Source organism: Flammeovirga sp. OC4, from assembly GCF_000812565.1.
Lineage (GTDB): Bacteria > Bacteroidota > Bacteroidia > Cytophagales > Flammeovirgaceae > Flammeovirga.
The window spans coordinates 1-19,826 of record NZ_JTAM01000043.1; the positions used below are offsets into that span (position 1 = coordinate 1).

11 protein-coding genes are annotated in these 19,826 nt (G+C 36.6%); 5 read left to right on the top strand and 6 right to left on the bottom strand.

Annotation, left to right across the window (positions count from 1 at the left end):
- The 4 genes from PL77_RS30850 to PL77_RS19520 form a co-directional block, all read right to left on the bottom strand.
- Window positions 1-987 (bottom strand): TlpA disulfide reductase family protein (locus PL77_RS30850; RefSeq protein ID WP_052444568.1); only part of this gene is annotated, 987 nt, incomplete at its 3' end.
- A gap of 107 nt (window positions 988-1,094) precedes the next feature.
- Window positions 1,095-4,628, bottom strand: coding sequence for a sulfatase-like hydrolase/transferase (locus PL77_RS19510; RefSeq protein WP_044209230.1), 3,534 nt, complete (start codon window positions 4,626-4,628; stop codon window positions 1,095-1,097).
- 20 nt (window positions 4,629-4,648) lie between these two features.
- Window positions 4,649-7,663 carry a sugar-binding domain-containing protein gene (locus PL77_RS19515; protein ID WP_082026635.1) on the bottom strand — a complete coding sequence of 1,005 codons (3,015 nt, stop codon included), beginning with the start codon at window positions 7,661-7,663 and terminating at the stop codon, window positions 4,649-4,651.
- 308 nt (window positions 7,664-7,971) lie between these two features.
- On the bottom strand, window positions 7,972-8,664 hold the full coding sequence (locus PL77_RS19520; RefSeq protein ID WP_044209154.1) for a LuxR C-terminal-related transcriptional regulator: 693 nt from the start codon (window positions 8,662-8,664) through the stop codon (window positions 7,972-7,974).
- A gap of 140 nt (window positions 8,665-8,804) precedes the next feature.
- Here PL77_RS19520 and PL77_RS19525 point away from each other — a divergent pair, with 140 nt between their 5' ends.
- Complete coding sequence (locus PL77_RS19525) at window positions 8,805-11,138, top strand: TonB-dependent receptor (RefSeq protein ID WP_044209155.1); 2,334 nt, start codon at window positions 8,805-8,807, stop codon at window positions 11,136-11,138.
- A gap of 217 nt (window positions 11,139-11,355) precedes the next feature.
- Here PL77_RS19525 and PL77_RS19530 read toward each other — a convergent pair whose 3' ends face one another.
- Together PL77_RS19530 and PL77_RS19535 are read right to left on the bottom strand one after the other, a co-directional pair.
- The gene (locus tag PL77_RS19530; RefSeq protein WP_044209158.1) at window positions 11,356-13,281 is read right to left on the bottom strand and encodes a hypothetical protein; all 1,926 of its coding nucleotides are present in this window, start codon (window positions 13,279-13,281) and stop codon (window positions 11,356-11,358) included.
- A gap of 28 nt (window positions 13,282-13,309) precedes the next feature.
- The gene (locus tag PL77_RS19535; RefSeq protein ID WP_082026636.1) at window positions 13,310-15,055 is read right to left on the bottom strand and encodes a sulfatase; all 1,746 of its coding nucleotides are present in this window, start codon (window positions 15,053-15,055) and stop codon (window positions 13,310-13,312) included.
- A 721-nt stretch (window positions 15,056-15,776) separates the two neighbouring features.
- Between PL77_RS19535 and PL77_RS31835 the strand changes: the two genes are divergently transcribed.
- The 4 genes from PL77_RS31835 to PL77_RS19540 all read left to right on the top strand — a co-directional run bounded on the left by PL77_RS31835 (window position 15,777) and on the right by PL77_RS19540 (window position 18,353).
- Complete coding sequence (locus PL77_RS31835) at window positions 15,777-15,950, top strand: hypothetical protein (protein ID WP_156152441.1); 174 nt, start codon at window positions 15,777-15,779, stop codon at window positions 15,948-15,950.
- A gap of 21 nt (window positions 15,951-15,971) precedes the next feature.
- Window positions 15,972-16,139 carry a hypothetical protein gene (locus tag PL77_RS31840; protein WP_156152442.1) on the top strand — a complete coding sequence of 56 codons (168 nt, stop codon included), beginning with the start codon at window positions 15,972-15,974 and terminating at the stop codon, window positions 16,137-16,139.
- Between the two features lie 34 nt (window positions 16,140-16,173).
- Window positions 16,174-16,344 carry a hypothetical protein gene (locus tag PL77_RS31845; RefSeq protein ID WP_156152443.1) on the top strand — a complete coding sequence of 57 codons (171 nt, stop codon included), beginning with the start codon at window positions 16,174-16,176 and terminating at the stop codon, window positions 16,342-16,344.
- A gap of 608 nt (window positions 16,345-16,952) precedes the next feature.
- Window positions 16,953-18,353 carry a DUF3500 domain-containing protein gene (locus PL77_RS19540; protein ID WP_082026640.1) on the top strand — a complete coding sequence of 467 codons (1,401 nt, stop codon included), beginning with the start codon at window positions 16,953-16,955 and terminating at the stop codon, window positions 18,351-18,353.
- Window positions 18,354-19,826: the final 1,473 nt, after the last annotated feature.

Genomic DNA, 19,826 nt, shown 5'->3' on the forward strand with positions numbered 1-19,826 from the left:
GTAATTCGTTGGTATTTTGAAAATGCTGTAAGTCAGTGGAACTTTTCCTGAAAAACCTTCTAAATCTCCAACAGTTGTCCAGCTAATTGAATCTTTCTGAACTGCTTTATTCCATTTGGATTTTGTTTTATCTAAAGTCACTGCCAAAATTTCAAAACCTTCCTTGTTATATTTATTATAAGCTTTTCGCAAGTTAGGATGCTCTCTTCTGCATGGTCCACACCCTGATGACCAAAAGTCTAACAGAACGTATTTCCCTTTATAGTCAGACAATGCAACTTCTTTCCCATTCATCATAGGTAATTTAAAGTCCGGCGCCTTATCACCAACTTTTAATTTAACTGCATTCTCTAGAAAAAAGGCGATTGCTTTACTCCACTCATTGTTTTTTACCTTATCAGTGAAATTACTATAAAGTGTTCTTGTAGTTTCTTTATCTAAATGGTGTTTTAGGAAATCTAAATAGTAAGCACTTAACTCATAATCTGGATGATCTCGGATGAACTTTTGTTCAACTTTCTTTTTCTCCTTTTGAAGTGCAAAGTATTTAACCTTCAAGTCTTTAATCTCACTTTTTTCTACTTTTTTACCCTTCTCATACAAACTTTTCATTTCTTTTTTTAAAGGAGAAGTAAGCTGAATATATTCATTCGCTTGTAGTTGAATTCGAGACCCCTTAATTTCAGAATCCTCGAAAGAAGTCGATGCATCAAATGACATTATTGAATTTTCTACCCATAATGATCTAAAGTGCTCATACTTTTCTGTATGAATCGTCATTTTTTCAAACTCCCTGTCTATTTTTCCTGAAAAAGTAAACTTATCATCAAGTACTATTGTACTATCCAATGGTTTTCCTCTATTAGAAAGATAAATTTTTGTGCTATCGGACAAACCCGAAGTTATTCCATTAATAGTAAACCCTTTCTCCTTGGGAGTTGTGCAACTAATGACTGTTAGCAATAGTATGATGATTAGTTTTTGCATCTTTATGAATTATAATTAGTTATAAGTTCTTGGTATTTAACACACTGAAACAGGCAAAGGACGTTCTACTAAAAACGTCCTTACGCCCTTTATCAATTGTTATAAGACTAGAATGAATTCACTTTAATATTAATTTCATTCACTCCAGGCTCTAAACGGATGGAACCGAAAGACGTATCTACGGTCTCTCCATTTAGTGTGACAATATCTTCAGAAGAAAGATTTAATTTGAACTCTCCGACCATATTGGCTGGCAATTCAATTGCATATTTCTTTACTCTGTTACTTACCTTTTTGTAATGTCCTTTGATGGCTCCTTTTACAGTAGGTACTTCAATCGAACAATCTTTTAATGTGCTTAATTGAGGGTTGATTTCAACAGCTCCAAAACCTGGATTTTGTGGTTTAATACCCCACATTTCTTTCGGGATAATGTTGGCTGGTGCAGCACCCCAAGCGTGGTTCCAATCCGAGTTAGTTTTGTACTTCATATCCCACGCTTCCAATGTAATTGTAGAACCAATTTTGATCATGTTGTACCAGCTACGGTCATGCGTTGCGTTCATTAGAGATAATGCGTAATCTGCTTCTCCAGCCGCATAAAGTGCTTCTAATAGATATTGTGCTCCATAAACACTACAAGCCATTCCTCTTGATTTTACATGTTCTACTACTGATTGTTTTCTGCTTTCAGGTACAACATCAAAAGCTAACAAGAACATATTGGCGTGCAATGAACCGTGGTCCGTTCCTACTCCATCTACATAATATCCTTTCTCCTCATCATACAATTGTTCATTGATGGATTTCTTCACTCGAATCGCTCTAAATTCAAAATCAATAGCTTCATCCGGCTTGTCCATAATACGGGCAAACTCTGCCATGATTTTCATATTGTGATAGTAGAATGCATTCACAACCGTATTGATTCTCTTGAATACATAACCGTCACGCTCTCCTTGTTGAGCTCCGCCTTTTCCTCCGAAGTTCTTCGCTTTTGGAGGCCAATCCACAATGTCTTTTAATCTTCTTTTAGTATCTGGGAAACCTAATCTCAATAGGAATTCGTCATTATGTGCTTCTGATTTTGTACTTACAAAACCGTCTTCTACTTCCAAATCCATTAGGGTTTTCACTTTCAGACGCTCATAGAAACGTTTAATTAATTCTGTGTTACCCGTGTACATATAATCTTGGTACATCATCATGGCTACATGCTGTTGCCACTCCGTTGGCCAAGTCGGTTTGCTTTCAAAGAAATACTCAATTGTTTTTCTAGCAATCGCATATTCGTTGTCCATTGCATAATGACTTAATTGATTCAAATACGCATCGGCTTCATAAGGAATACGCTCTCTGTCTCCATCTACATAATACCCTGCAAAAGTGGTCGCTTTGATCGAATATTTACATAAATCCCATACTTGATTCAACACTTCATCAGAACTTGAAAAAGTACTGCTATTCTCATCAAAATAGCCAAAATAGGCATGCTGTGTAAGGTCTTCTGTATTGAAACCGTCTTTTGCTCCTTCCACTTCAACATATCTGAATGGCATCAAAACAGGGAAAGAATCTGGTAATGCAACCGCTAAATGATTTGTGTTACGTTCGTCTGCTTTGATTGGCACCTTGTATTCCGTTTGCTCTGGAGTGACATCCAAAAGTACTTCTTGGTAACGGATAGTTCCTCCAGGATTTTGATCAATACATCCATCTGCTAATTTCTCTCCTAATCTGATGGTTAATTGATGCGGTGTAGTAGCATTGTACTTTAAGCTTAATGCAGCAAAAGCATCCTTACCAAAGTCCATCAAATAGTAATCTTTACCCACTGATTTCGCCTCTAATGGTGCGATATTTTCAATTTGGAAAATATTAGATGAAGTAACATTTTCTTCTAGGCTACCTGTCTTGAATTCTTGAGTGTCAGAATACTCTGAGATGATATTGTTTTTATCGAAGATTCTTACTTTCCAGAAATACGATTGGTTTGGTGCTAATTCCTGAGCGATTTCAATACCCGATGAAACATTGCTTCTCACGTTACCGCTGTCCCATACATCACCAATATTCATTCTTGATTTTTCACGAGAAGAAGAAACCAATATTTGATAACCTTTTTGCTTCCCTGCTTGTTGAGGAATCATCCAACCTAATTCCGGCTGTTTGTCTTCAATTAAAGTTTGAGAAGGTTCTCTAATTAATTCTACACTTAAACCTGTAGGTACTCCTGAGTATTGATCAGCATAACGCTCTCCTAACTCATCATTTTTTGCACGGAATTCTTCTAGTATCTTTCTATATTTTGATTTCTTCGCTAGGTTTTTCGTCTCCCTAGGATCTTTTTTCAAATTGTATAATTCCTCTATCGACTTATCATTTACATATCGTAAATACTTCCACTCACTTGTTCTCACGCCTTCACTTGGAGGAATGTGATCAAACTCCCAAAGGTGTTCAACAAGTACCGTATCTCTATCAAAAGTTTCTGCTTCTCCATTAACGAAAGGCATCAAACTTTTACCATGCCAAGCTGATGGTACTTCTGCTCCTGCTAAATCTGCAAGCGTTGCTGTAATATCAATATTCAAAGCCATCTGATCAATGTCATGATGTTCTTTTCCTCTTGGATCGAAAATGATCATCGGTACTCTAATCGAATTATCATACATCAACCATTTTCCTGAGATTTGACGCTCTCCTAAGAAGAAACCATTGTCACCCATCAAGATGATCACTGTGTTATCTGCGAGTCCTTTCTCTTCTAACTTCTTTCTGATTTTTGTAATTTCCTGGTCCACTCCATAGATCATACGGTAGTATCCTTTGGTACTATGCTGATATTTCTCAGGTGTATCGTTTCTCCAAAACCATCTTGTTTTGTTGAAACCGTCCTTTACAATTTGAGGTAATGCTTCATAATATTTATCCTCTGAAAGTGCAGGCGCTGGCATTTCCATGTCTTGGTACAATTGATCTGGATCTTCTTGCCAGAAATACTGCTTTGGAGCGCCATCATGAGCGTGTGGTGCACTAAAGCAAAGTGATAGTGAAAAGGGTTGATTTTCAGGTACATTTTCTAAGAAATCCAATCCTTTTTGACCCGTGTATCTTGTAAGGTGAACTGTATCGCCATCGATCGTTTTATTGTAATACCCTCTATAATCTTTGTATTTGTACTCACGATCATAATCCTCCATCTCATCAAACATCTTCTCCTTGCCGGCATATTTCACCCCAAATTTCCCAAAGAAACCTGTATAATAACCAGCCTCTTTTAAAACCAAAGGATAAGCATTTTCCATATACTGTTCTCTCATATCATCCGTTTGGAAAGTATAGCGGTGCGAACGCTCATGCACACCTGTGAAAATACTTGAACGGCTTGCGGAACAAATTGGAGTGGTCACAATCGCATTTCTAAAATACGTTCCTTGTTCTGCCAACTTATCCATTTCTGGCGTAGTCGCATATTTATTTCCGGCATACCCCAACGCGTTCCAACGTTGATCATCTGTTAGAATAAAAATGATATTGGGTTGATCTGATTTATTGGATTGTGCTTTTGCATTGAACCCTAATAGCATGGACCAAAAGCCCATTAATAATAATCCCCTCTTAAAAAATTTCTTTCTCATATCTGTGTTCATTAATCTAGTTATTTTCCTTTTCCAAAAACAACATACATTCGGCTGTCTTCTGGAACTTCACCATCACTATTCCCTGCCATGATGATACTTTCGCCTTTTTCCGCTTCACGCTTGTAGAGTGACATCTTGACTTTACCGAGTTTAAAAGTGTCTTTTGTTTTGGTAAAATCTTCTTTTAAAAATGCTGGAAGAGGTACTCTATCATCATGACCAACATAAATAGTCATCTTCTTACCTGCCACAAATTGCAGTTGATCTCTTGCCCAGTATTTAGCGTCTGAATTGGGCATTCTTATGTATTCTGAACCATGTAGGTATCTTGGAATGTGCGTATAGTTGTATTCTAGGTCTGTATAGGCTTTTTTGCCCCAGAAAGTATTTTTTCTAAGTAATGCTTCTGCATCTCCAGTGTAACTGAACTTCGTAAATAATGCACTCTTCAACCTATCTTTAGTGCCTTGTTCTGGAATGTTCGGAACATGAACCGGTAATGGTTCTTTGGAAGCGATTACCTCAAAAACTTGTGGATCTAGGAAAGCAATTCCATCTTTGAAATTGATAGGTTTAGAAGTCAACTCAATTTCTGCTGATTCAATACCGTCCATCTTTGCAGTGACTGTTACTTTTCCGGCTTCAAGTAAAGACCTTACAGCTACTCTGTTGATACCGGCCTCCACATTGAGGTAAAGGTTATTGGTACTGTTTTCTAAACCACTATTATAGCCACCTCTCCAAATGCCTTTTCCTGAGAAAGTAAAGTCGACTTTTCCTTTTTCTAAAGGACAACGATTACCGTCTTTGTCCACCACTTCTACATCTATTAATGCAATATCAGATCCATCGGCCAACCAACCCTTTGGTCCAGTAATAGCCGTTAACTTTAAACCTACTGCCTTACCAGCGGTACTTTTTACTTGAGATATTTTTAACTTATCCTCTAGAAAAGCTTCTGCTTTAATCTCTCCTTCTTCCCATTGCACATTATCGAATTTGAAAACGTAACCGTTGTCTGGAATTGAATCTACTCCTATCAATTTATCATTGATATACAGCTTGACTTTTTCACAATTGGACATTACATAAATGGGTTTCTTTACCTCAGAAGTGTAATTCCAATGTCCAACAATATGTACTTGTGGTTCCGGTCTCCACATGGCTTTACAAGCATAAAAGGCTTCTTTAGGTAAACGAACAGCATCTACCTCACCACTTGCTCTTGTCACTTCTGTCGGGCATCGTCCACCATGAGGACCATCTGTAAATACCCAATTGGCTCCTCCACTATGGTAAGGTTTTACACCCATCTTTTTCCACCAATGTTCTGCTTGTCTTACTGCAAAACGTTCAGAAGCCATCACATAAGTATTTCTTTTAACATTAGGATGACTAAAATAATGATCATCAGGAGTGAATTTATCCCATGAACGACGAGGTGATTCATCTCTACAGTATTCACTTTCAATAATAGGTTTGTTCACCATTTCTCCTTCCCATCCTTCTGTACCGATTTCTATCGTAACATAGTCTTGAGAATGATCTGCAAGATCGGCACGTCTATTTCCCATCAGACGTTTTCCATTAGGATCATAAGTATTGATGATGTCTAAAATCTCTTCGTAATGCTCTTTTGTTTCGGCCCAGTTGCCTCCTTCCCAAATGAAAATAGAAGGGTGATTTTTATAATACACCACCATATCACGGAAAGCGTCAATTCGAATATCCCACGTTTCACCTTCGTCTTCTGACTCTCCAGCAACACCCGGCATTAGCGTAACAAAGCCGTATTTATCACCCATTGCTATTTCTGCTGGTGACCCTGCGCAATGTCCCCAACGTATAAAATTACCGCCTGCTTCATCCATCAATTGATAGGTAAAATCCCTGAGCCAATCCGGTAAAGCCGCACCAAGTCCTGCCCAACTGTTTGTTGGTTTTTGTCCCCAACCGTGTAGTTTTACATATTCTCCATTATTGAAAAAACCTGAATCTGAGTTAAATTCAAAAGTCCTTATCCCTAGTGGAGATTCGTAAGTATCGAGTACTTTATTGCCCTGTTTGATTACAGATAACACCTTGTACATATAAGGGTACCTTGTCGACCACAATTCAGGATTCTCCAAGACTACTTTACTTTGAATAGCTTTTTTGCCTTCTGCTTTTATTTCTTCTTCTGAGTGAACAGCTGTAACCCACTTTCCTGTATTATCAAAAACGTGCGTCTCTATGGTAAATTTTTTATCGGTTTTAGTTTCGTTCTGGATCTCCGCTTTTACGTTTACTTCCGCAGATTTCTCACTTATATTTTCAGCATAAACATAGGTCCCTACTGTTTTTAGATTATCAAATAACGGTAATGTTACATGCAGTTCGTTCATTACATGAAGAAATACATTTCTGTAAATCCCTCCATGCATAGGGTGCCAATGTTCGTGATTCCAAACCAACGGAAAGTTATCTCTGAAATGATCCCCTCTATCATTATTCACCTTAATGGCCAATACATTTTCTCCTTCTACTAAATAAGGTGTAAGGTCATAGCCAAATGGAATAAATCCCGTTTGATTCTTCCCTAAATATTTTCCATTTAAATAAACATCAGCGATCTGTCTTACCCCTTCAAATTCCACATATACTTTCTTTCCTTTATCTTTTGATGGGACTTTGAAATGTTTTCTATACCAAACCGTCCCTCTCCACTGATCCGACTCTCCATCATGTTTTCCTTTGCTGAAATTATCAAAAGTATCGATATCGTTGAAAGTATGAGGACAGCTGATTGTGCTCCAATCGGAATCATCAAAAGCTATCTTTTCGGCATTTTCAGGGTTCGCCTTGATGAACTTCCAATCTACATTGAAGTTGTATTTACTACGTGGACTCTCAGGGATCTCACTCAGCTTAATATTTGTATTACAAGATGTAATTAAAGTAATAATTAATCCTAGAGTAATCAACCAACATCTTATTCCATTTCTATTAAAATCCATATCAAAAAATTGAAAAAGTCTGAAATACCTTATCATAAATGATTGGATTAAAACTGTTCATTTTTGTCTAAAAAAAAATCCGTTTTGAATGTAGAATCGTCCAAGTAGCTGAAAAACAAGTGGTTTTTTGGCTTCTAATAAAAAACATCATTAACCCATGAATTAATTCATGGGTTAATGATGTTCGTATTAATGAGGTATTTCTGTTATTCTCAACCTTCAAGATCGCATTATCACCTGTCCATAGTTTTAACTATTGCACCTGTAATATTGATAAAACACAAAATATCGTGCACCATGGCTAAAGCCATGGGCAGGTGATAAATACTCCAACACTCCTTCATTTAAATCAACTGCATCGACAATGCTACCTGCACCGCCTCCGTTGTATTGCCCACATCCATTTTTGAGATGATATTCTGACGATGTGTATTTACAGTATTGACGGAGATGTTTAGCTTGTCTGAGATTTGTTTACTTAATAGACCACCACCAATTTCTTTTAGTACTTGAATTTCTCTTTTGGAGAGGTCATAGTTTTTCTGTTCTCTGGGGAATACTTTTACATCACCCGTTTCGGTATTGATGAGTTGGGCTGTACAGACTTTTGGGACGTTTGGCTGCATGGATTGATCCAAGATCCCCAAAGTGTATTTTAGGTTTTTCTGATCTTCGGTCATTTCTAGTACCAAATGCTTTTCAATCACCCATACATATTCCCCTTTTGCGTTTCTAATTCTGTATTCGGTAACATACTGTAGATTAAACAAGTCGATATCACCTTCGCTCATAAAATTCAAAAAATATCCACTCATATAATTGAGATGTTGGATATCTTCGGGATGTACTTCTTTATCCATAAAACCTTTTTGAAGGTCTTCATCGCTTTTAAAATCCCATCCAAAGATCTTTTCGTAGTTTTTGGAAATGTAAGGGTGATACTTGTTTTCATAATCAAAAATAGTGACACAACTACCCAATTTCTCAATTTGCTTTACGGTTGTAAGATGTTGATTTATTGCCTTTTGCTGTTCCATAAGTAAGTTATCTAATAGTTGAAGTTAATTGATGAGTATTCAAAAAATCATTATTTTTCAGTATTGAATCAGTAGTTAAAATACACTCTCTTTGTAAAAGGAAAAATACAATCATCATCATTTTAAAAAGAGATCAAAACATGAAAAATATCCTTTTGCTACTATTCTTTTGCGTTACTAATATACAAGCTCAAAACTTAATGCACACAGTTTCCGGAAAAGTCATTGATAAAGACACACAACAACCCCTTATTGGTGTATTAGTTTTCACACATTATAACGATCAAACCCTCTCCAATACTACCAATATTGACGGTCAATTCGAATTAAAATTACCGATGGGTAGGTATAATCTTCAGTTTCAGATGTTAGGGTATCAGTCTTTCGTTCAAGAGGAAGTCGCTGTCCCCAATGCCTATGGAAATAATATCAGTATTTCGCTTCAAGAAGATGAAACAGTACTGAATGAAGTGGAAGTAGTGTATAAGTCTTCCAAAGATGAACCCCAAAATACAATGGCCATCGCTTCAGGTCGACAATTTACTGTGGAAGAAAGTAGTCGATATGCGGGTGGTTTTGATGATCCGGCAAGATTGGCAACTGCTTTTGCGGGAGTGGCCGGTTCTACGGGTTCCAACGGGATGGTGATACGTGGCAATGCCCCCAAAGGAGTATTATGGCAAGTAGAAGATTTACCAATTCCTGACCCTAGTCACTTGTCCAACATTGTGGCATTTGGTGGAGGAAGTGTCACGGCTTTAAGTACCTATGTGATGGATAATTCTGATTTTTATACCGGTGCTTTTACTTCTGATTATGGTAATGCAATGGCGGGTGTTTTTGATTTATCATTAAGAACGGGTAATTCAGAGAAGAGGTCTTACCAAGCTCAACTAGGAATAAATGGAATTGATTTTGGAGCAGAAGGCCCTTTCAAGAAAGGAAGTGACGCAACTTACTTATTTAACTACCGTTATTCTACTTTTGCGTTGTTAGCACCTATATTACCAGAGGAAATGGGGTTCTTAGGCTATCAAGATTTATCATTTAAAATTAATATCCCAACTAAAAATGGAGGAGAATGGAATGTTTGGGCCGTAGGTGGTGCAGATAGACAATACAGAGATGCATCGAGAGATTCAACGGAATGGACATTTGATGATGCCAACCAAACCTTCTCTACCAATATACTTTTTGGTGGTACTGGTGTTTCTTATCAAATGCCGGTCAATAAAAAAGGCTATTGGAAAAATATTATCGGCTTTACAGGAAATTCCACTTATTGGTCTTCCTCTGAATTAGACAATCAAATGGTCGATCACACATTAGATGATTTTAAAAATGTGCAGTATGATTTCTCCTACAAAACGTATTTGCATTATAAATTTGGAAAAAAACATACAAATAGAACGGGCTTGACCATCACTCAAAAACATTATGATATCAATATGCAACAGGCTGAGCAAATTGGTGATCCTTTAGAGACTTTTGCTGTAGGTAATGGAAATAGTTTATTTGTTCAAGCTTACACTCAATCCAAATTTCAACTTTCACAAAAATGGTCTATGAATGTTGGGGTTTATGGTCAATATTTTGAAGGGACCAATGCTTTGTCCATTGAACCAAGAGCGGCTGTAAAATATCAAATCAATCCTTGGCATTCAATTTCTTTCAGCTATGGATTACATAGTCAGATGGAAGCGTTGCATTATTATTTAATGCCTCAAACAGTCGATGGACTAGAGACATACCCAAATCAATCTTTAGACTTCTCGAAGGCCCATCATTATGTATTAGGCTATAATTGGAATATCAATAATAATTTGAGATTTAAATCAGAAATCTTCTATCAAGATCTTTTCAATATTCCAGTAATCGAGGGCAGTTATTTCTCCATGCTGAACCTTACACATCAATGGTTTGTCGATGCTCCTTTGGTCAATGATGGTACTGGTAGAAATGTTGGATTAGATCTTACTTTTGAGCAGTTTCTGAAGAAAGGCTATTATTATACAATTACCTCTTCCCTATTTGACTCAAAATATGTGGGCGGAGATGGTGTGGAGAGAAATTCCCAATTCAACAAACGTTATGTAGTCAATATTTTAGGAGGTAAAGAATGGTCTGTTGGTCGAGAGAAAAATAAGACTTTGTCCGTTAATGGCAAATTTACCATAATGGGAGGAGACCGAAGACACCCGCTGAAAGAACAAGAATCAATAGAGCAAGGCGAAGTAATTTATGATTATGAAAGAGCCTATTCAGAGCAGTTTCCTTCCAGCAAAATTCTTAGTGTGAGTATGCTTTATAAAATCATGAAGCCTAAATACACCTCTCAATGGACTATTCAAATCATCAATGCTTTGGGGGCTCCTGAATATTATGGGTATAGTTATAATCAAAAAACGGGAGCAATTACTGATGATACTGATGTGTTGATACTTCCTAATATCGCCTACAAAGTAATGTTCTAATCGTCTGTGGCTAACACATTGTAAACTAAATTATCGTCATTTTAAAGCTTCTTTTTTTGTATTCACACACAAACGAAGCAAAAAATTCAAAGGTTTTATAATTATCATCTAAAATGTGGTTCCGTAAGAGCATTGCAATACAACGCTCCTACAGAACCATACTTTAGAAGAATCTTTTGATGTGAGCAGATATTATTCTATCAAAGTGCGAACATGCCTATACTACTTCTAATTTTACTTCCACTGTTTTTTGATTCTTCTCAAAAAAGATATCAATTGGAACAGCTTCTACACCCGGCACCATATTAAAAGTTCTCTTCTTTTCCGTTGTGCGGATTTTCATTGGAACATTGGAGGTCAATTTTAATATTCCGTCTGTTTTATGGATCGTAATGGTGTTGGCATCCAATTGCTTTACCTCTTCATTGTTAGGTGAGACGATTGGTAAAACAAACGCTGTCTTCTCTTTAATTTTTTGATCTGTATGAGCTATGATCTTCAAATAATCGGTCTCAAACTGATAGTTGATATTGAAATTACCTGCAGTACCTTTAACTTTTTCTCTTGCCTCATTTTTTAGTTGGGCAGTCCCCTCAACAGCTACAAGGTAGTCATCTTTTTTCGTATTAAAAGAAGCCTCTAAATCAAATAAATTCGTGTACCAATTACCGTCTACGTTAGTTTCAATGCGAGGAGTCAATGCAATATCTTTTCCAGGAGCATCTTGTTGGTTTAAAGGTTCCATCTTTCTGTAAACCGCAAGACTTGCAGCACAAACCAATCCTATTTGATTGTGGTACAAGGCTGATAATGAAGCACCCGTTGCCTGCCTTAAGTCTTTCTTATGGTAGTACTCCGCATCATAAGCGGTAACGGTTGCTCTCCAATTTCCTCTAGAAACCAGAACCGTATCTAACTCCTCAAAATAATTTACCCCTTCAGCGGCTACTCTTGGCAATGGCGTTTCTGTATCCAAATCAGGTAAATGCTTCCAGTTATCCAATAAATACGCCAGTGATTTTGCATGAGTAAATGTATGATGCAAACACGGTTTGATGCCGTGAGAAACATAGTGCATGCCGCCATGAAGTAAACCATCATTTGTACATCGGTCCAACAGTTCTGTATTTCTAATTACGGCCGTTCCAAAAGCTGGATTACGGTCGGCCATCACACTAAAAGCCGGTTGACAACCATCGCAAGTACGGCTTCCCCAATAGGTCCATTTAAACATTCGGGTACCCCAGCTATTGTCCCAGCCACCGTCAGGCATCATAAATTCCAAATGACTGTTTAGTGATTTATGCAGCAAATCCAATAGCTCTTCGTCTTTTGTTTCGTGAGCATAAAGCACGAGGCTATTCAAGGTTTCCTCCACATTGTACCCCAAATCAACACCTGGCAATCCTTTGACACTCAATTTATGTGCTGAAGGTTTGATTTCTCCCAATAAAAGATGGTTGGGTGTTGTAAAATAACCTTTAATTTCATTCGCTAACACCTTACTTTTCTCAGTATATCTTGGTTCTCCTAGAAGGTCCCCGATCAAGTATAAAGCATAAATGTTGGTTCCCCCATAATTGACATTGGTTGTATCGATTTTGGGGAATTTTTTATAGATAAAATCTGTTGCTTCCCTCAGTCGATTACTCCAGCGTTTCTTTGTTTTTTTATCCAATAAATCAGAATGATGCTTCAATGTTTCTGCTAATGCAATTGCACCAAACACTGTAGTACCATTCCATGATTTTGGATTTAAAGCATTGGTCCAACTTCCGTCAGGTCTGCTTACATTGGCTTCAGCCCATTCAAAAGCATTAATTCCAGCCTTCAAATACTTCTTATCCCCTGTTGCTTTTGCCATATAAAACATAGGATAAACGGCATCCTGTAAACGGGCATGAATAATTCCGTCTCCGGGGCATTCCATTAAACCATGAACGGTAGGATCTTCAGGTTTGTCGACCTGTACGTTGATCATACCATCACACCATTTTTTTAATAGATTAAAAGAAAAATCTTTAAAATTCAATTCTTTGCTTTGCCCATGTCCGCCAGCACATGAACTTAATACAGTACTAAATGGTAAACTTAATCCAACTCCTAATAAAGCCGAACTTTGTAAAAAATCTCTCCTCTTCAAAATCAGTTAATTTAGTATTACAAAACCTTTATTTATAGTCAGTTTCTCGCCAGTAAATCACTTCACTCGGTAAAAAACCAATCCGATGTGCCTTCACTTCAATAATTTCTCCTTCTTTCAATGAGAAAGGTTGGTTGTAAATGGCCCAACTATTTGTCTTTTTATTGTTTTTCAATCGATAGCCTATTGAAGCCCCTTCCGTGCTACAAGAAATTTGAATCATCCCTTCTTCCACTACAACTTTAGGTGGTTGAGTTTGGGGCTGTTTTTCGCCCTTCCAAAGCTTTGTGATGAGTTCTTTTTCAGATAGCGTGGGATCATCATCAATTTGTGTAAGCCATCGGTCCATTTCTGTTCTTAATTCTAAAAGCTTTGCACGGTATTTTGGATTTTCAGCTAAATTATATAATTCATAGGGATCATTTTGACAGTCAAATAGTTCCTCAGTAGGTTTCTGTTCTCGAAACCACTGAAGTTGAATGCCGTTTAATTCCCCTTTGGCTTTTAAGCGAAGTAACTCCTGCATTGAAGGTATTTTTTCGCGATAAGTGATGGGTAAATAATAGCCTTGCTCCGGTCTATAATTACGGATATACTTAAATTGTTTGTCCCTTACTGCTCGAATGGCATCTGTGTAACCATCAAATCGGTCAGCAGCTGCGTGTATATATTTTCTCTTCTCTTGGGTAGCATATCTCCCTAAAAATGCTTTCCCATGCATATATTGTGGGGTTTTGACATCAACCAAAGACAATAAAGAAGGGGCTAGGTCTATAAAACTTAATAACTGAGCATCGATTTGTTTTGCTCTCAATTTTTTGGGAAAACGAATAATCAAAGGTGTTTTCAAACCTGAATCATACACCAATCTTTTCTCTCTAGGTAATGGTCCACCATGGTCTCCATAAAAAAATATAATTGTATTTTCTAATAAACCATCTTGTTCCAATTGTGCTAATATTGCCCCTACCTGAGCATCCATTTCTGCAATATTATTATACATCTTCCATAAATCCCTTTGCACAACTTCTGTCTGAGGAAGGTACGGTGGTATTGAAAATTCAGTCTCTTTTGAAAGATAAATAGTGGTCTCTTCTTCTGTCATTTTCCCTTTTTCCCAATGGAAGCTTGTATCACCGCTATGGTAATGTCTGTTTTCTATAGCTCTAAATCCATAGGGTTCAAATAAACCTGATTCATGGGTATTGGTAAAATTAAATACGGCAAAAAAGGGTTGTTTTTCTTTTCTGTTTCTCCAATGAGCATAGGGACTACTTTCATCCCATGCTGTGATTGGATATTTAAATTGGTAATCTTCTTTTAAATTATTTGTACAATAATATCCTTCAGCCCTTAACAATTCACTTAGCATTTTAGCTTCCGTTGGTGGAACAGCCTCATAAGCTGGCAAGCCTGTCACTTCTGTATAAGAATTGGTCCTCATGTGATTGGCTCCAAAGGAAGAAGGATACATTCCAGTGGCAATAGCGGCTCTACTTGGAGCACAAACACCAGAAGTAGAATAAAAGTTAGGATACGCTACCCCCTCCTCTGCTAAACGACTTAAATTTGGTGTGGCAATGGTAGAGTCTCCAAAAGAGGGAATATAATGTCCCATATCTTCAGTAACCAGCCATAGAATGTTCATTCTTTCTTCAAGTTGTTGATTCTGAGCAGATGTAGTATTACCTGACACTAGAAGAAAGAAAAAAAGAAAAAAGTAGTCACCCAAATCTATTTTCAGTGGTTTAGGTTTTGAAAAAGATTCCATCATAAATCAGTATATATTACAATTTTTACTTTTAGGTATTAACCTCTATTCATTTGTTTTAAAATTCAATTTGCCATGCGATAACTATTGACTCTATTTCTTTTTTCATCTCCACTTGTGTCTGATTTTTGGTCCAATTTGGCTTATTTTCCGAATTCAAATAGAGAAATTAGACCGTGTTGTTCTTTTCATTATCACATGGTTTTTATATAAATAACTAAACACAAACACTACAAATCAACCGTTTGCAGTATATATAGACGGATTAACCTATAGTTTGGACTATTTTCACTCATATGGACAATAGGGCATAAATGAAGTAGGATGTAGCAAACATTATGACTAGTGTTCTTCTATTGATTTGGAAGGAAATGACGTAGTACTTCATCTAGCATAAATGTTTCTTTGCGTAAATTTTCACTTTCATTTTTTTCAGTCATCACCCGGAAAGAATCCAAAACAAAAAAATAAAATGGACATTCCTCTCCCCTAAATGATTACCTGATTACAGATCAAAAGACAAGGGTTTTATAATTATCTTTTAAACTGCAGTTATGTAGGTACGATGCATTGCAACGTCCTTACAAACCATCATCATTCACTATTCATAAATGCTTTCTATTGATTTTTAAATAAATAGGTCTGATGATTACTTTCTTATTTAACGGTTTTATCATAACTTCCCAGCCGTAAACTATTTCGAACATTTTAAAGCTAACTAAAAATGAAAAAGCTATATACTATTGCAGCAATCATCTGCATCGCCGCTACTACTTTCAGCTGCGATCCGCAAACCAACGAAAACGTTGAACCTATAAAAGTAGAGTCAATCTCTAATGAGGGATTGGAAGTCGAATCGCCGATTGGACAAATAAGCAGAGATCAAGGAGGTGTTTAAACATTATAAAGCTAACTAAAAATGAAAAAGATATATACTATTGCAGCAATCATCTGCATCGCTACTACTACTTTCAGCTGCGATCCACAAAACAACGAAAACGTAGAACCTACTAAAGTAGAATCAATTTCTAATGATGGATTGGAAGTTGAATCGCCGATTGGTTCTATTACTAGAACACGTGGATAATTAACAAATCAATCACTTTTTAAAACTAAGTATCATGAGAAAATTGCTAACTATTGCAGCAATCATCTGCATCGCCGCTACTACATTCAGCTGCGATCCACAAACCAACGAAAACGTAGAACCTACTAAAGTAGAATCAATCTCTAATGATGGATTGGAAGTCGAATCGCCGATTGCACAAGTCAGTAGAAATAATGGATCTTAAGGCTATCATTTAACATCCGATACAGTAGTTCTGATTCTCAAATTAAAAGGTAGCGTAATTTGTGATTTTAAGGTAATAACAGCCTCAGACTGCTAATTAAATGGGTTCACATTTACTTTGAAAAATATCAATGTGGTGGTTCGTGAGACGTAAACCATTTCGTCTCAACATAAGCGATATCCTTTCAACTCACTGAGGTGGCTAAATTGAAAGGATATTTTTTTGTAGAGACACAATGCCTTGTGACTCACGAACCACAACACGAATCACCCTATAAAATAATCTTTATCCCTTCTTGCTTTTCCTCTTTCTTGGTACTTATTCCAACATTCCTTTCAATTTCAGGTGTTAGATATTATTACAAAAGCTTCCTATTCCTTTCAGTATTAACAATTAGGAAAGGTAAAGAGTGACAAAACCTTTCCATAAGCGGTTCAATTTTCGATTCTATTTCCTCAATATTACTTTTGAGAATAAAGGAGAGCGTCTATAAGTATCTATTTATTAGTGACTTGATAAAAAAATCAGGAACAATAAGTACAACTACTGAAAACGGCTCTTATATGGATAATAAAATTATTTCTTATTCTCTTAGACTTTTATTTTTAATGAGACTTTCAAATTTTATATTACTCTTCATCTATGGAACACTTTTTTTCGGGGCGTGCGACAACGCTAGTGAGAATAATTGTACTGCTACAATTTGGTATCAAGATAATGACAATGACGGGCTCGGTAATCCTGATGTAACACAATCAGCTTGCGAACAACCTGAAGGATATGTAAGCAACAGCAACGATACGGACGATACAGGCGGAAGTGGTAGTTCTGATTGTGATACTCCTGCTGAAGTGGCTCAATCTACGAATGCAGAAATCGAAAGCATGCGTCAGGCCATGTTGGCATTTAGAAATTCCCTTTCGGCTTCTTTACTTTCTGAAGCTTCAACTTGTTTAGATGATGAACGTTTCTACACTTGGCACAATACACCCAATTCCAACGGTACACAAAGAGACGGTATCATTTATGGTGATCTTACAGAAGATCAGCTTACACTTTTCAAAAATGTATTACAGTTGTTTCTCAGCGAAGGCGGCTACCAGAAGGTAGATGAAATCACGATGTTGGCTGAGGGGCTTTTGGAGACCGAAAATGCTACGGCTTGGAGTCCCGATTATTATTCTATTGATCTTTTTGGTGATCCCGAAAACAGTGGTTCTTGGGGTTTTCAGTTGGATGGTCATCACCTTGCAATCAACTTTTTGGTACATGGTGATAATGTGAGTATGGTTCCAGCATTTTTAGGTGGTGAGCCTGCCGTTTCCTCGTTTAATGGAACTGACTTCGACATCTTCAAAGATGAGAGAGACTTAGCACTTACTCTATATAATGGTTTAACTTCTTCAGAAATTTCTGATGCTGTCTCTTCTGGTAGTCATGCGATGGAAGTGGGACCGGCAAGCACTCCGGGAGATGTAGATCCTTACCGAGGAGATTATGATTATTCTGGATTTGCAGGAACAGGGGTGAAATACTCTGATATGTCAGCCGAAACGCAGGCCAATCTAATTTTAGTGATGCAAGAGTATGTTTATAACTTAGAAACTACATTTGCAGATGCTTGGTGGACGGACATTATGAATAATATTGACGATACTTATTTTGTCTGGATTGATGAAGTAGACCAGCCTTCTACTACGTCTCCTTTTTATTATAGAATTTATAATCCGTACGTATGGATTGAATATAATGCAGAAAACGCTCTAGGTGGTGGCGGTGCTGATTACAATCATGTACACACCATTACGAGGATTCCCAGTAACCCTTCTACCACTAATGGTGGTGATTATGGTGTTTTTGCTAAGGCTATTAATCAAGGAGGTGTTCGCACCCTTTATGAACATTATGCTATGGCGGACCATCACCAAATGAGTGATATGTTGTTTGATTATGCTGTGGAATTACCGCATCGTCATCACCACCATCACGCTCATGGACATGTACATTAGCACACTGTGTTTTCGTTAGCTTTCAATCCCTATTTCTACTCCACTTTATAGGGCCTACTTTCAAGCTTCCTTCTTCGTAAGTTTTGTCTTAACACAAAAACAAAGCAAAAAAGTTAAGGCTTTGAAAGCCAAGGGAAATACTACTAAATGATTCTCTATTTATATTTATTTTCTAAAATGTGGTTCTGAAAGGACATTGTATTGCAAGGTCCCTTCAGAACCACAATTCATTACCCTTTATCCTTCATAAAAGAGAAATCGCATTACGTTTTCGTTATTTATAGTGTTTAGAAATCAGGAGATTTTTGATGATCTAAAGGACACGAATGACACTTACGCTTAACATTCTCACCCGTTAACTTTCAACCATTTTAGTTTTGTAGTACTCCCCCGACATTGAAGGGAAAAGCGAGAGGAATGAAATTTAGCTTTTGACTTCAAAGCCTAGGTTTTTTGCTTCGTTTTTCATCAATGGAAAAATGAAGAAGATAGAAGCTTGAAAGTAGAACATGAAAGCCTGCAGAATAATTGAGTCTGCTGTAATTTAGTTTACAATGTGCCTAATACCATTTGACAGGGCTACCTTATATTTACAATGTTAAGAAAATTGGGAAGTCTGATTAAATAGTAAATCACTAACGATGTGACGAGAGTTTTTTAAAGAATAAAAATAGCACTTAAAAAAACGGGGTGGATTGGAGATACATTCTAATTTTCAAGAAAATAGCATTCAGCTTTCAATTCACACTTTATACATTACTCATCTTTACCTAACCATATATATATACTTCGGTTTTTTATTTCCTCTCATTAGAGATATAGTTGGATATTTGGTATCGTTAGATAATTATCTCAAATCTATCTTTTTTATTCATTTTTACAGATTGCAAAATAAGAAGTGACTTTCCGTAAGAAATAGAACATTTACTCCCTCAAAAATTTTTAATTGAAAATATGTGCTATTTTCTTGATTAAAGAAAATTAAAATCAATCGAATAACAATATTTACAACAATTTTATTACGCTACTTATCAAACCTTTAACTCATCTCCTGATAATAGGTATTCCTATTGACATAAAATTACCACTCATCTTCCTTTAAAATCTATGCTACTATAATATGAATTTCTATCATTCCTTTTACCAACAAAGGTCTAAGTTTGAAGCAAGTGCAATAAATATATTTATAATAAATAGTATAAAGTAATATTTTGGTAATAGAATCTAAAGTCATTACACGTATTATAGACGGAGTAATTTCAATTAATAAAAGTGACTTTAGTTATACCCTACTTAATCTTTAAGTAGGGTATTTTTATATAAGCACATTGTAAACTAAGTTTTCGAATATTTATGGTATTTAGAAATCAGGAGATTTCTGCTGATCTGTAGGAAACGAATGACGCTATCGCTTAACATTCGCACCAGTGGACTTTCTACCATTTTTATTTGGAAATGAACCCATAACAAATA